This window comes from Porphyromonadaceae bacterium W3.11 (assembly GCA_030434245.1).
Taxonomy (GTDB): domain Bacteria; phylum Bacteroidota; class Bacteroidia; order Bacteroidales; family Porphyromonadaceae; genus Porphyromonas_A.
Genome location: JAUISX010000003.1, coordinates 1 through 13455, shown reverse-complemented (window position 1 = coordinate 13455; position 13455 = coordinate 1). Strand labels below are relative to the sequence as shown.

The following is a 13455-nucleotide window of genomic DNA, read 5'->3' as shown; positions in this document are numbered from 1 at the left end:
TTACAAACCGAAAATAAGAGGGATGCCTAGTGGTTTTTTCAGGATTATTTATTTTGGCACTTTTAGGCATCTTTCTGTTTTGTGATAATCAAATGGCCTTTGGAAAAGAGGACCAATTTATTAACAAAAGCTGAAATACATAGATGGTTACAAGATTAGCGAGCCTACTTTTTGCTGGCGTTTTATCTGTAGGAATGGTATCTGCTCAAACAGTGCAAGTTCAGAAAGAGACAAGTAAAACAGTAGGTGGAAAAAATCCTGTGGGGGGAGTCACGGACATCGTGACACAGAAAGGAGACAGTATTCCTGAAATAGCACAGCTATTTGCGGATAACGTTAACTTAAAAGATTCAAAGAAAATTTCTAATTTTGCCACAGCAATTAATGAATCTTTAGGGTGTGATGAAGTATCAGAGGAGGATCTGATGTATCCTGCAGTCGATTTGTATGGTGAAAATTCTTGGCGTACAGATTGTGTTAATCCTTTCGTAAGGGGAGCCGTTGCGAATATCCCCGATTCTTTTTCTATTAATCTTTCTCAGTTTTCATACCCTTTGGACGAGGTTCAACGTATTACTAGTAGGTATGGCTATCGTCCTCGTTTTAGACGCATGCATTATGGTATCGACGTCAAAGTACAGGTCGGTGATACGATAAGAGCAGCTTTTGACGGCAAGGTGCGTATGGTAAAGTATGATCGTAGAGGATATGGAAAGTACGTTGTGATTCGCCATGTCAATGGGCTAGAAACGATTTATGCTCACTGCTCTAAACATTTAGTAAAGAATGACCAGATTGTTCGTGCTGGTGAACCGATTGCCTTAGGTGGTAATACTGGACGATCTACAGGTTCTCACTTGCACTTTGAAGCAAGATTTTTGGGTCAGCCTATTAATCCTGAGCACTTGATTAATTTTAACACAGGTATTCCTCTTAACGAGAATTATTTGTTCGTTAAAAATGGTCGTAGCAATAGGTCAAATAGGAATGCTACCTATGCTAAGCGAAGTGGTACACCTAATGGAAATGGAGTGGTGGTTCATAAGATTAGAAAGGGTGATACCCTCTCTGGTATTGCTAGTCGTTATGGCACTTCTGTGAGTCATCTTTGTAAAGTTAATGGGATCTCTAGACGTTCTACACTTAGGGTAGGGAGGACACTTCGTGTGAACGGATAAAGTCAATCACTATAGTTGAATTAAAAACGCAGCGGATAATTTGTTCGCTGCGTTTTTAATTTAATAGACTTATACCGATAAATACTCTCCGGACGCATTGTGTTGAAAAAATGAAATGCTACTTTTAGTAGTCTAGGACAAGGGTAGTGTCCCCAAAAGTGTGTACGGCAGAATGCGTCTCTGAAAAGCAAACCTACATATTTTTTCGCTTTGTTTTCCATAAACATTAAAGATAGACCAATAAAGAATTAAGGCAAGGCTGTCGTAGCACCGCGGAGACACCGCCTTGCCGTATTCTTTTAGGTTGATATCTTTGTGTTGGAAAATAAAGCACATTGTTGTTATTTACTTTTCATTGTTCTTCCTAAGTCCAAGAGTTAGATCTCCTATTCTTTTCTTCAGATAGTTTGCATTGATTGCAATACTACCTATCAAGTGTAGAGCGGATTCTACGCTAGGTAATGCACATTTATATCGAGCCCCTTTCTTTACCTGTCTATTGAAGCGTTCTATCCAGTTAGTACTATGAATGTACTTGCGAACACTGACGTCGTATTTTAGGTATGTGAAGTAATACTCTATCCTCTGACCGTTAGCTATTTTTGTGAGAAAAGGATAGCTCTTACGCCATCTGAACGCAAAGTTTTTAAAGCTCTCTAGGCCATCTAAAGGTGAGCTTCTTGAGCCGTCTTTACTAAAGACCTCCTGTAGATCACTTGCGATGGCTGACTTATCTCGAGGGCGTATCTTTCGAGTTATTTCTCGCTGTAGATGCACCGTGCAGAGCTGGACTTCCACTTCTGTAAAGTGCTCACGTGCAACCTCTTCAATGTTATTCAACCCGTCTGAAATGATTAGTCCTACCTCTTCGAGTCCTCGGCTTTTTAGATCCTCAAAAAACTCGCCCCAGATGCCGCTTCCCTCTGTTGGATTATTATAGACACCCACGATGTCTCGACGTCCTTCGCTATCTAAACTCATCACTACAAAAAATGCCTCCTTGCTCACACTTTCTCCTCTCCGTACAGGAAGATATGTAGCATCGATAACAAGTGCCTCTAAAGTCCTCGGTAGACGTCTTTGACGCCACTCTTCTACTGCTTCTTGGGTCGATAAGGAGAGACGATTGATTTGACTCGTACTATAACGTTTACCATACAAACGCTCGAATACTCCAGAGATATCCTCCATCGTATTACCGCAGCTATATAGATAACCTGCTAGTTCTCCCATCTCTTTCTCTTGATCTTTGAGAACGCCTAAAATCAAGGGCATGAAGCCCTGCTGTCGAGTTCGGGGTACTCGTAATTCTAGCATATTACCACTCGCAAAGATGCGACGGGGGCGGTATCCATTGCTCACATCGCCACTATCTTCTTTATACAGTTCCCTCTCCCCTTGCATCGCTATTTCGATGATTAACTCCATTAAACGACCAACTCCATTTGGCTCTGTCATCACGTTTGATAGAATTTCCTTAAATTGCATTTGTGTAAGTCTCATCTTCTTGTTTATCTTTTGTTTTTAACTTTTCAAAGATAACATTCTTGGGACTTACACACTTTTTGGGGACAGTATCAGGACAAGAGAATGATGCTTTGTTAGAAATTATTGTGATAGCTAAGCATAATCATGCTACCACAATAAATGCACGTGTTGGATTACCTACCTAAGAGGTTACTTTGGTATAATGGTTTTATACATCGAGTTTTATTACTTTTTTTTTTGTCTAAAATATGAATTGGTTTTCATTTATGGAGAGGATATACGGCAGGGTTTTGTGAGGTGCGATCTACATTAAGACTCGTGATATATAATTAGAGCTCGCTTATTTCGCTCTAAATCTCAGGAAATCGTGCCATGTACAACGTTTAATATGTAGGCAAATAGTTTTTGGGATGCTTCTTAGTGTAGTATACTCATATTATAAAAAGAGAGAGTGGGGGAGAACCCTCACTCTCTCGTGTATTTTAAGGACCTATTTTTTTGGGGGGGATTTAGAGATTAAGGAGTTCTTTAATCTCCTCAACTTCATTTGCAACTCTTGTATTTGTGGCTATATCATCCTGAATACGATTAATCCCATGTATTACTGTTGAATGATCACGACCACCTAGGTCAGCACCGATAGCTGCTAGAGAACTTTCACTATACTCTTTTGCTAATAACATTACGATGTGACGCGCCTGTACTATTTCTCTTTTTCTTTTCTTTCCAATGAGGTCTTTAGCCTCAATGTTATAATAGTCGCAGACAGTGTTTATGATACTAGGAGTATTAATCTTTACTTCATCTATACCTACTGTCTGAGCCAGCACACGTTCGGCAAGTGCTAGATTTAGAGGCACATTATTGTATAATGCATGAGCTAATAAGGACGTCAGTGCCCCCTCTATGTCACGTACATTATTCTTGGCATGCTTGACGATGAATCGAAATACATCCTCTGGTAATGAAGCACCAGCTTCTTGAACCTTTGCCATAAGTATTTGCTTACGAAGCTGTACGTCAGGACGCTCAATTTCTACAGTCAATCCCCATTTTAGTCTGGTAAAGAGTCTGTCCTCAAGTCCATTGAGATCCACAGGAGCCCTATCACTAGTAATAATGATTTGCTTTCCCAGTAACTTCATATTATTGAAAATCTGGAAAAAGGCATTTTGGGTACTTCTCGCCTCGCTAAACTCTTGGATGTCGTCAATTAATAGGACATCAATGTTCTGATAGTAGTTGAAAAATAGATCTTTGTCCTGTCTCTTTATAGTTGCTTCTACGTATTGCTGTTTGAATGTTTGGGCCGGTACATATACAGCTCTGAGGTTGGGCTGTCGTTTAATCAATTCATTACCAACTGCATGTAAGATATGCGTTTTTCCTACACCAGAAGCCCCATATACAAATAGGGGGTTAAAGGCATTATCACCAGGTTTAGCAATAATACTTTCAGCCGCAGCACATACTAAACGATTACATATGCTCTGGTAGAAGTTGTCCATCCGCATTCTATTATCCAAGTGAGTGACAAAGCCGACCGCTAGGTTATGGTTTTGTACGACTGGCTGCGAAGCCATGGAGTTCTGGTCACGCCTTGGTCTTTGTACTGAAGCTCTGGGTGCTTCATACTCAAGTTTGATGCCTTTGCCAAAGACTTTCTCCAAGCTCTCCTTGACTATATCTAAATAGACATCCTCTATCTTATGACAATATTCCTTAGAAGGTACTCTGATTCGCAACATATCCCCCTTTAAGTCCACGGGGCGTAGTGGCTCAAACCATAAGTTGAAGTCCCTTTGCGAATGGAGTAGTGTATGTACCTCCTTGAGAAATGAATCCCAAGAATTTTGAAGATGTTCGTTCATGTTGTTAATCAAAAAAATGTCTTTAATCCTCCCCGAGATGAGCGATTTTGTTCTATTAGTAAATCGTTATACCCATAGTAAGATATACTGTTTTCATATATCAATCTATCTTTCTTTTACTGTTTACTGTCAATTCATAATATAGCACAATATCTGATCATTTGCCAGACCCAAAAATAATCCTCATTGTCATGGTCTGATTCAGATCCTCCGTAGAGTTTTTCGCTCTCTGTTCTGCAAAGATTACTAATCATTTGCAAATAAAAAAACTCGTTTTTACTTGTAAAAGTCGATCCTCGTAGCTCTCAAACAGTTAGCCGTAAGCTATTGATAATAAGTCTATAAGCCTTTTGTTGGAGTTGTAACTGATTGACATGTAATCACTTTGATTACGCTGGCTCTAATCCTTAATAAACCTAAATAATCCTTAATTCCTTTTTCTCTCGAAAGGTAATTGAGCAAGAGATTTATGACTTTAGTTGCATCTGAAAAGTCTGTTAACTTCTAATAATTAGTGTGTTTCAATCTTTTTGTTGAGGTGGTGAGATATTGTTTTTTGAAGGAATGTGAATTTGACATCAATGAATTATTCCAAGTAATCTTTGAATGAAATAAAGTGAAGAATATGCATACTTCGCTAGCCCTAGAGTGCGGGTAGGGTGAAAGTCCAACTTTGAATAATATTTAGACAGTGAAATTTAGGGGGGAGGGAACGAAGCGTACTTGGATAATATAGGGGTTTAGGTGTCGTATGTGTTTATATAATAGGGTGTTATGGGGGAATGGTGGAGAGGTGATGGAGAAAACGAAATGTATATTTTGGTTGATTTTGGGTTAATTTTATGGGAGGATGATCGAAGGATGGTCGAGTAAATGTTAATCGGGTGATGCTGGAGCATTGAAATAGCATCGTAATTGTGGGTAAAAAGGGCGGAAAGCTGGCTTGTGGGCTGGCTTTCCGCTTTTGTTGTGTCTGTGGTCGAGGGGTGGTCGAATGGTGGTCGTTTGGGCGAATTTTGAGCACCGATTATTGGCGATTTGAGGGGTGGTCGGAGGATGCTCGAGCGGTGATTTTTGCTCTTGGGGGTGCAGTAGGGGGTGCAGTAGGGGGTGCACTTTTAATTGTTAAATCAAAACGAAATGGGATTGTAGGGGGTGCGGTAGGGGGTGCAGTTGAGCACACAAATTGGGTAAGTAGGATATGGACAAATGCACCTTTTTAAGACGTAAACAGGTGAAATATGGTTTTAAGGTACCCACTATGTACCCCCACAAAATACCTGCTTTTTTGAGAATAAACCGCTTAACCTCTTGATTGTGAGTGTGGTATGTGTCAAAGTGCCCGTTTGATTGATTTTTGAGGGGTACGAGTCGTTTATTATGGCAGGGAGATAAAGGGGGTTGGCATGCCCTATTAGCCCATTGAATTGTACCGAATGGAGAATTTAATGAGGGCTATTTTGTGTATGTGTCTTAATAGTACGTCTCGTGGTGAGTAATTTGGATTATGCGACTCCAAGACCGCTTTATTTGGATCGCTTGGGTGCTTTTTCACCCACTTTACAGTGATATAAGTATCCCCATCCTCATTAATAGATACAAGGTACATATCCCCAAAGTGAATATTATTGATATCATGGACCACTTGAAATGCCACGATGTCTCCCGATTTTAGAAGTGGATACATGGAATCTCCAGTGATTGAAACTGCTCCATCGCATCTGGGCATATTAGGAATCATAATTTGCCCAATTTGGTACTCTGCAGAATTATCAAGATGCTCCAGAACACCTGCAGTTGCTTCTATTGAATAGTATGGAATAGATTGTTCTTCAATAATTGACTCTTGAAATTTTGGAGTATATAGTCTTTTAGTGTTAGTGGGTGGCATTTTTATATTTTCTCGGAGCATGCTTCCATTACCAGAGAGAAGCCACTCGGAAGATACATTTTCGCATTTCGCGAAAATTAATTCAGAGTCAAAAGTGCCACGAGAAATCCAAGAGTGTATTGTTTGTGGTTTTACTCCAATCTTCTCTGCAAATGAGGATTTACTACCATCTGAATAGTAATTCACAAGGTCTTCAACCATCATGCTTTTATTCATATTCTCAAATTGCATATAAAATACTTCGCGAATTGCTTTGTTTTTATTCTCACTTTGCGTATCTTTGCTTTAGAAACCTTATTAAGGTTTTGGTTGTAAATATAATCAATTTATTTATTGGTATGAAAAAGGTAGTTGTTACAAGAGCATTACGAAGCGAGCTCGTTAAATTATTTTCCGTGCATCCAGATACGGTAAAGGGTGCTTTGAACTTTAAGACGAACACCGATTTATCACGAAAAATACGAAGTTTAGCAATACAAAAGGGTGGTGTCTTAATAGGTGGTGAAAATGAGATGGAGACAATATTTAAATCCAACGGCGATATGATTCAGTCGTGGGGTGGACAAGCTCAGATCATTGCTAAGAAAAGTGGTCTTGTGAAAATAATCATTGACGGTGAAGTTGATCGAGAAGTAAAAGACATGACCGTCAATGAACTCATGAGAGAGCAAAATAGAATTTCCACACTTATCGCAAGCCGTTAATAGTGAAGATGGAGTATTACCAGGGGCGTATATGTATGAGTTTTGATGACCTTACGAGTGGCGAGCCGCCCATCGTAAATTATCAAACACTCAAAAGCTGGCTACGTCGCAAAAATGCGATCTATGCCCGTAAGGCGTACGGTGAGGGTGTAACTGCCCTCGTTGACTACGATACCCTGCCCAAAAAAGCCAAGGCGGCAATCATAGAGAGGTATGGTGATCCGCACGAGCTCCTCCAGCCTAAAGGTGAACTGGCTTGGCTTCCAGAGGATTTTGACGCAAAAATATACTTCAATTATGAGTTCCAATATGAGTTGGGTGGGCAAATGGTTGGTCTTGAGGATCACATCGCGGATGAATATGAGCTTAATGCCCGAGTTCTGAATGCGATCATCGCCCGCCAAGCTGAGCTCCAGCAGATGACTAATAAACTCAACAACAGACGCACGAATACTTGGAAATTGCTCCACCAGTATAGCGAGGAGCTACGCCAGGACTACGCCCATACCCTCCCTAAGAGTATGAGCCGCCTACAGAAGAAGGTGAACGAATATAAGCGAGAGGGGTACAAGTGCTTGATTAGTGGCAAAATTGGCAACAGCAATACGGCGAAGATCACCCAAGAGGCAGGCGAATACCTCATTGCCCTGATGCGCAATCGTGAGTATGTGCATGACTTCGATAGTGCCCTCTTGGCATACAATCAATTTGCCATCGAAAAGGGCTGGGAAACTATCCAGAGTGTCAGTACCATCCGTGATTATCTCAATGATCCCGCGATTAAGCCCTTGTGGCTCGGACAGCAGGTGGGCGAGAGCGAAGTCAATGCTAAGTATGGTGCACAGCTTATCGGACTCGAAAAGCCTAGATACGCCAATGCCCTATGGGCGGCAGACGGCACGAAGTTCAATATCTACTACCTCAATAAAGAGGGTAAAAGGGTCCACACCGATATCTACATGATATTCGACGTCTGTACAGGCTATTGCGTTGGGTGGTCCTTGGGTCAGGAGAGTGCCTTCGGTTCGCAGTACCAAGCGTATCGGATGGCGATGGATGTAGCAGGGGTGAAGCCCTTCCAGCTGGTGATGGACAATCAGAGCTCACAGCGTAAGCTTGATAGAGTAGGATTTTTCTCGAAGATGACCGAAGTTGGGGTTCGATTTAAGGCTCCATACCGAAAGCAAGCTAATCCAGCAGAGAATTTGATTGGTCAATTTCAACATAGTGTGCTCCGCCACTACCCATATTTCACGGGATTTAATATTACTTCAAAGAGTGAGCTGAGCGCAGCCAACCTTGAGTGGATTAATGCTAATCTCGACAAATTACCGACCTATGAAACCTTGAAAGAATTTACAAGTAATTGCATCCATCAGTGGAATAGCCAAGTGGTAGAGGGCGAGTTTACCCGTGAGCAGCTGTACAAAGTAGAGCGGGTCAATCCAGATCGTATGGAGCTCACCACCGAAGATTATGTGGAACTATTCTGGGAGAAGCGACCAAGGCAAAGCACCTTCCTGCAGGGCGGGCTTACGATTACAGAGGATAATAAGGAGTATTATTACGAAGCCTATACACCCGATGGCGAAATTGATATCGAGTGGCGTATGAGCAACACCCGCCGACAATTTGGCGTGAAGTATGACCCTCTGGACCTTACGAAAATCGCCATCTACCGAGTGGATAAGGGCGATGTGTGGAGGTTTGAGCGTTATCTACACCCAGCCATTAAAGTGGCTATGGCGGCAGAAGACCGCACCGCGAAGGATGACGAACTAACCAAGAAGGTCCTAGATGCGGATAAGGAGATGCGGGTGCGTAGGGATGCGATTGGCAAGGCCATCGACATCAAGTATCAGCAACATCAGCAGAGCAATTACCCACGTATGCTTGGGGCATCCAAGGCGGATAATGAGCGTGCTGTGGAGCTTGCACAAGAGCTTGCCAAAGTGGATGATGTTACTATTTCGCTTAAGAATGCCACCACATCGCTGGCGGTGATTAAGAAGGTAGAGAGTAAGATGGATTGGTCCGATGTACGACCACTCACCAATCAAGAAATGAAAGGAAAACTAATCGAGAAATTATAATATAAAAACATTACTACTAATTATGAATAAAGAACTTATTAGAACTAAACTTAAAGAGCTGGTGGCACGACTAGGCTCACAGCGAAAGGCCGCTAACCACCTCGCTATCGGTACCACCACCGTTGGCGATATCATCCGAGGCAATAGAGATGAGGTGATATCGGATGAGATGTGGAGTAGCCTATTTGCCAAGCTCTGCACCAAGAGCGATGGATGGGTGGAGGTGGAGACTGCGGCATATCAGGAGATATGTGCCGTGATCAAAGACTCACAAGATAAATCAAGCTGTACTTGGTTGGTGGCTGACGCTGGAGCAGGTAAAAGCACTACTGCCCGCAATTACTCTGCCCGCAATGCCAATGCCGTATATGTGTTGTGCAGTGAGGATATGAAGCGTTCGGATTTCCTCGATGCTTGTCTATCCGCCCTCGGTGAGAAGAGTGTGGAGAGTGGTTTGCGGGCCCGACTTGAATTTTTGATTGAGGTGCTTAGGAATAAAAATAACCCAGTCTTGATACTTGACGAAGCCGACAAGCTGATAGATAGCATCCTACTCTATTGCGTTACCATTTATAATCACCTCGAGGGGCACTGTGGTATCGTGATGCTTAGCACCGACTACATCGAAAAGCGTATGAATAGCGGGCTAAGACATAACAAACGAGGGTACAACGAGCTACACTCGAGGATTGGTCGGAGGTTTTATGTGGTGGACAAAACCACTCCGAGCGATATCTACGGTATCTGCAAGGCGAATGGCATCCTCGATGACTCCACCATCAATAGCGTGATTAGAGATGCCGAGCAATTTGATTTTGACCTGCGACGAGTAAAGAAGTGTGTGTTGAAGTTAAGGGCGTGAGTAACGGTGTGTACAAACGGAGAAATCCGTGTGTACAAACGGATTTACCCGTTTATAGAAACTGATTAACCCGCATTTATAAATGTTGAACTCCAAGAAAAATATAAAACTCTCCGAGAGCGTGAAAAAACTCTCCGAGAAAAAAAGAAGTGAATTATGGATATTAAAGTAATACAGACGAACGAAAGAACAGAGGTAAATATATCAGCGATAAGTGCTGATGACCCTAAAACAATTGATTTTATATTGAAGGTAATAGAGGGGTGCCGTCCAATCGCAAGTCCAGATTTGAGACCTCAACATTATCCTTCGGCATGCAATACTGAAGGGACGCGTGTAGCTGCTCCATTAGGGCCGACATTCGATAGGCTTTACTTAGATTCTCGACCTGTATTTCCACATCAATGTCCCAACAATGAAAGTGCGTGCACTCTCTTGAAAAACGTGGATGTATCTCGTCCTCAGGAGCAGAGCGAAAATCAAAAGCCCAGTTCTTGTACCCAACCTGTAGAAGTTCAGGGTCAAAACCAAAGAGCTCAAGGATGTAGCGGAAGCCCTGAAGGGTCTGCTTTAGTAGATGAACATCTTCGGAAGAGAGCTCGGACGCACCTCCTGAGACATAAACCTCTGTAAACATACTTAATTGTACCATGGTGAATTTGTTTTAGTTAATAATGCTACAAAGATAGTGAATTATGAGTAAGCAAGCATTATCGGTGAGTCAGGTGCTCAATCAGAAGCTGGAAACCTTTGAGCTGTCAGAGGAGTGGCAAGCCTTTTTCGGCAAGCCAGAGCAGTGTGGAACTTGGATTATATGGGGAAAGTCAGGAAATGGAATAACAAATGAATCAACTATCAATAATGTGATTAGAGATGCAGAGCAATTTGATTTTGATTTGAGGCGGGTGAAAAAGTGTGTGTTGAAACTTAGGGCGTGATATGGAGTTGGATTGGGGCTTAGCGAAAAAAGAGTTTAATCGGTGCTTTCCAGAGATCGCACACGAGCTAGGAAGTATCAACTATATAGATATACAACTAACAAAAATGCATAAAAGACCAGTCTTTGATATCGTTAAAGTGATAGAAAGGCTTGAAAAGGTGGGTGCCTTAAAAGAGGATGAGAGTCTTGCAGATTATGCAAATAAAAGACCTAACAACGAAGAAAAAATAAAAGAAATACTAGGATTATGATATACGGTTATTTAAGAGTGAGCTCTTCGGAGCAGGATATAAATAGTCAAAAGCAGGGGGTTGATGAATACGCGAAGGATAAGGGGTGGGTTATTGATGAGTATGTAGTGGATGATGGCGTATCAGGTGGTGTTGATTACGCAAAAAGACACTTAGGGGAGCTTCTTAATCAAATGGAGGCGGGTGATATACTCATTTCTAGCGAGATCAGTAGGCTCGGTAGAAATCTCTTAATGGTAATGGAGATCCTGAATAAAGTGATGAAATTGGGAGGGGAAATTCACACTGTAAAGGAGGGGTATCACATGGGTAATGACATTCAATCTAAGGTACTTGCATTTGCGTTTGGATTGGCATCCGAGATTGAGAGACAGCTCATACAGCAAAGAACGCTGGAAGGTTTGGCACTACGAAAAAAGATGGGAGTGTTATTAGGACGCCCTCCACGAAAAAATTCGGGTACGTTTACGAATGCAAAACACGTAGAGGAGAAAAAGGATACGATTGTGACACTCTACAGATATGGGGTGTCTATCAACGAAATATATAGAGTTACAGGAATTGATAGAGCTACGATTTCTCGAAGTCTCGTCCTTTGGAAAGTTCATAAAAATTGGGAACAACTTTATGATGCCCGACAGAAGAGATGGGAGGAGGAGATGGAGCGTAAGCGACTACTCTCAGAGGCTCCAGAGATTGATACTAATAGGCTTAAAGTGCTTATCGAGTCAAATATGACGTTACCTGAGATAGCAGCAACTATGCCAGAGTACACTTACGATCAGGTCTACTATACTGTGCAGGGTTCACGAGAGCTTCATCTACTATATCGCGATCATGGGCATAAGAGATTAGCGAAGGAAGCAAATAAAATAAACAAGTTATTAAAAGATGAGTGGGAAAATGCTAAAGCATCAGTATAGAATGCTGAAATGTATGGTGAATAGCATCAGGAAGGCATCCGCGTCTATTAGCGGATTTATTGGGAAGTACTAACGGATTTATCCGCGACTATAAACGGATAAATCGGACGATATAGGAGAATAATATGGCAAAGCAAGCATTATCGGTGAGTCAGGTGCTCAATCAGAAGCTGGAAACCTTTGAGCTGTCAGAGGAGTGGCAAGCCTTTTTCGGCAAGCCAGAGCAGTGTGGCACTTGGATTATATGGGGCAAGAGTGGCAATGGCAAGAGTTCGTTTACGATGATGCTCGCCAAGGAGCTCTGCAAGTATGGCATTGTGCTATTTAACTCGCTGGAGGAGGGCACAGGCCTCACCATGGCGAACACCCTCAAGCGATTTGGGATGATGGAGGTGAACGGCTCCCTACGAATTATCAGCGAAAGTATGGAGGAGCTCGGAGAGCGACTCGAGAAAAAGCGGAGCCCACGCATCGTGATTATCGACTCCTTTCAATACACCCGCATGAGTTATATCGATTACATCCAGTTCAAGGAGCGTTTCCCGAAGCACCTGCTTATTTTCATCAGCCATGCCAGTGGCAATAACCCAGCAGGCAACGAAGCAGTGAGTGTGATGTACGATGCCTCCTTAAAGATATGGGTGGAAGGGTATAGGGCTTTCAGTAAGGGCCGCTTTATCGGTGAGCGAGGCGAGTTCGACATTTGGAAGGAGAAGGCAGAGATTTATTGGGGAAAAGAGCAATAAAAAAGGAAACGATGAATAGTATAGAAGAAAGAACAGTGTACAACAGCCGTCTGCGGATTATGCACGAGAGAAAGAAAATGAAGTTATCCTTTGCTGAACTAAGAAGTGTGGCGATGGTCACACTGATAGCTGTCTCCTTTTTCGAGGCGAGAAAGGGACTCACTCAGGAAGAGGAGGGAAAATTCTTCAACCTGGTGCAACTATCACAGAGACTCGGGCAACGTCTCCTGAGTCAGAAGGAAAAGTACACTATCAGTATGAATTACTCTGAGGTGGCGACTATGGCGATGGTCTATCGGATGGTGACAGGAGTGATGATGGGGCCTTACGATAGGATGGTGGCCTACACCGTCAGCGAACAACTAAACATAAGAGAGTGACATGAGAGGATATAGCGACATCTGGGCGATGATTAATAAGCTAGCAGGAGAGCTGGAAGCAGAGGAGCTTAAACGTGTGATGTGCGAAAGTGTTTCCGATGGGAGGACAAATAGTTTGCGTGAGCTGA

General features: G+C 42.4%; 14 protein-coding genes. 10 read left to right on the top strand and 4 right to left on the bottom strand.

All coding sequences use genetic code 11. The annotated features are described in order from the left end of the window. Positions 1 to 143: 143 nt before the first annotated feature. Positions 144 to 1178: a M23 family metallopeptidase gene (locus tag QYZ87_05110; protein ID MDN4753909.1), complete on the top strand. Its 1035-nt coding sequence runs from the start codon at positions 144 to 146 to the stop codon at positions 1176 to 1178. A 345-nt stretch (positions 1179 to 1523) separates the two neighbouring features. Here QYZ87_05110 and QYZ87_05105 read toward each other — a convergent pair whose 3' ends face one another. Continuing rightward, positions 1524 to 2666 (bottom strand): IS256 family transposase, encoded by a 1143-nt coding sequence (locus tag QYZ87_05105; protein ID MDN4753908.1) that lies wholly within the window; start codon positions 2664 to 2666, stop codon positions 1524 to 1526. A gap of 509 nt (positions 2667 to 3175) precedes the next feature. Then, positions 3176 to 4537: a chromosomal replication initiator protein DnaA gene (gene dnaA, locus QYZ87_05100; GenBank protein MDN4753907.1), complete on the bottom strand. Its 1362-nt coding sequence runs from the start codon at positions 4535 to 4537 to the stop codon at positions 3176 to 3178. 917 nt (positions 4538 to 5454) lie between these two features. Here dnaA and QYZ87_05095 point away from each other — a divergent pair. Beyond that, a complete protein-coding gene (locus QYZ87_05095; GenBank protein MDN4753906.1) occupies positions 5455 to 5760 on the top strand; it encodes a hypothetical protein in 306 nt (101 codons plus the stop codon). A 191-nt stretch (positions 5761 to 5951) separates the two neighbouring features. Here the strand turns inward: QYZ87_05095 and QYZ87_05090 are convergent, their stop codons facing one another. Continuing rightward, positions 5952 to 6644 carry a S24 family peptidase gene (locus QYZ87_05090; GenBank protein ID MDN4753905.1) on the bottom strand — a complete coding sequence of 231 codons (693 nt, stop codon included), beginning with the start codon at positions 6642 to 6644 and terminating at the stop codon, positions 5952 to 5954. 122 nt (positions 6645 to 6766) lie between these two features. Between QYZ87_05090 and QYZ87_05085 the strand changes: the two genes are divergently transcribed. From QYZ87_05085 to QYZ87_05075, 3 genes are read left to right on the top strand one after another with little or no spacing between them, the layout of a single operon-like run. Next, positions 6767 to 7132 carry a hypothetical protein gene (locus QYZ87_05085; protein MDN4753904.1) on the top strand — a complete coding sequence of 122 codons (366 nt, stop codon included), beginning with the start codon at positions 6767 to 6769 and terminating at the stop codon, positions 7130 to 7132. A gap of 8 nt (positions 7133 to 7140) precedes the next feature. Beyond that, positions 7141 to 9225: a hypothetical protein gene (locus QYZ87_05080; protein MDN4753903.1), complete on the top strand. Its 2085-nt coding sequence runs from the start codon at positions 7141 to 7143 to the stop codon at positions 9223 to 9225. 22 nt (positions 9226 to 9247) lie between these two features. Further along, positions 9248 to 10087 (top strand): ATP-binding protein, encoded by an 840-nt coding sequence (locus QYZ87_05075; GenBank protein MDN4753902.1) that lies wholly within the window; start codon positions 9248 to 9250, stop codon positions 10085 to 10087. 241 nt (positions 10088 to 10328) lie between these two features. On the opposite strand, the gene QYZ87_05070 is transcribed toward QYZ87_05075, so the two are convergent. Next, complete coding sequence (locus QYZ87_05070; GenBank protein ID MDN4753901.1) at positions 10329 to 10739, bottom strand: hypothetical protein; 411 nt, start codon at positions 10737 to 10739, stop codon at positions 10329 to 10331. Between the two features lie 43 nt (positions 10740 to 10782). Between QYZ87_05070 and QYZ87_05065 the strand changes: the two genes are divergently transcribed. The 5 genes from QYZ87_05065 (at position 10783) to QYZ87_05045 (ending at position 13327) form a co-directional block, all read left to right on the top strand. Continuing rightward, the gene (locus tag QYZ87_05065) at positions 10783 to 11025 is read left to right on the top strand and encodes a hypothetical protein (GenBank protein MDN4753900.1); all 243 of its coding nucleotides are present in this window, start codon (positions 10783 to 10785) and stop codon (positions 11023 to 11025) included. Position 11026: 1 nt separating this feature from the next. Next, positions 11027 to 11278 (top strand): hypothetical protein, encoded by a 252-nt coding sequence (locus QYZ87_05060; GenBank protein MDN4753899.1) that lies wholly within the window; start codon positions 11027 to 11029, stop codon positions 11276 to 11278. Next, positions 11275 to 12201, top strand: a complete 927-nt coding sequence (locus tag QYZ87_05055; protein MDN4753898.1) for a recombinase family protein — start codon at positions 11275 to 11277, stop codon at positions 12199 to 12201. The genes QYZ87_05060 and QYZ87_05055 overlap by 4 nt, the downstream gene beginning before the upstream one ends. A gap of 125 nt (positions 12202 to 12326) precedes the next feature. Continuing rightward, the gene (locus QYZ87_05050; protein MDN4753897.1) at positions 12327 to 12947 is read left to right on the top strand and encodes a hypothetical protein; all 621 of its coding nucleotides are present in this window, start codon (positions 12327 to 12329) and stop codon (positions 12945 to 12947) included. A gap of 11 nt (positions 12948 to 12958) precedes the next feature. Then, on the top strand, positions 12959 to 13327 hold the full coding sequence (locus QYZ87_05045) for a hypothetical protein (GenBank protein MDN4753896.1): 369 nt from the start codon (positions 12959 to 12961) through the stop codon (positions 13325 to 13327). The last annotated feature ends 128 nt before the right edge of the window (positions 13328 to 13455 follow it).

Coding starts and splice junctions, on each gene's coding strand:
- QYZ87_05110 (MDN4753909.1), top strand. CDS start 144: ATGGTTACAAGATTAGCGAGCCTACTTTTTGCTGGCGTTTTATCTGTA.
- QYZ87_05105 (MDN4753908.1), bottom strand. CDS start 2,666: ATGCAATTTAAGGAAATTCTATCAAACGTGATGACAGAGCCAAATGGA.
- dnaA (MDN4753907.1), bottom strand. CDS start 4,537: ATGAACGAACATCTTCAAAATTCTTGGGATTCATTTCTCAAGGAGGTA.
- QYZ87_05090 (MDN4753905.1), bottom strand. CDS start 6,644: ATGAATAAAAGCATGATGGTTGAAGACCTTGTGAATTACTATTCAGAT.
- QYZ87_05085 (MDN4753904.1), top strand. CDS start 6,767: ATGAAAAAGGTAGTTGTTACAAGAGCATTACGAAGCGAGCTCGTTAAA.
- QYZ87_05080 (MDN4753903.1), top strand. CDS start 7,141: ATGGAGTATTACCAGGGGCGTATATGTATGAGTTTTGATGACCTTACG.
- QYZ87_05075 (MDN4753902.1), top strand. CDS start 9,248: ATGAATAAAGAACTTATTAGAACTAAACTTAAAGAGCTGGTGGCACGA.
- QYZ87_05070 (MDN4753901.1), bottom strand. CDS start 10,739: ATGGTACAATTAAGTATGTTTACAGAGGTTTATGTCTCAGGAGGTGCG.
- QYZ87_05065 (MDN4753900.1), top strand. CDS start 10,783: ATGAGTAAGCAAGCATTATCGGTGAGTCAGGTGCTCAATCAGAAGCTG.
- QYZ87_05060 (MDN4753899.1), top strand. CDS start 11,027: ATGGAGTTGGATTGGGGCTTAGCGAAAAAAGAGTTTAATCGGTGCTTT.
- QYZ87_05055 (MDN4753898.1), top strand. CDS start 11,275: ATGATATACGGTTATTTAAGAGTGAGCTCTTCGGAGCAGGATATAAAT.
- QYZ87_05050 (MDN4753897.1), top strand. CDS start 12,327: ATGGCAAAGCAAGCATTATCGGTGAGTCAGGTGCTCAATCAGAAGCTG.
- QYZ87_05045 (MDN4753896.1), top strand. CDS start 12,959: ATGAATAGTATAGAAGAAAGAACAGTGTACAACAGCCGTCTGCGGATT.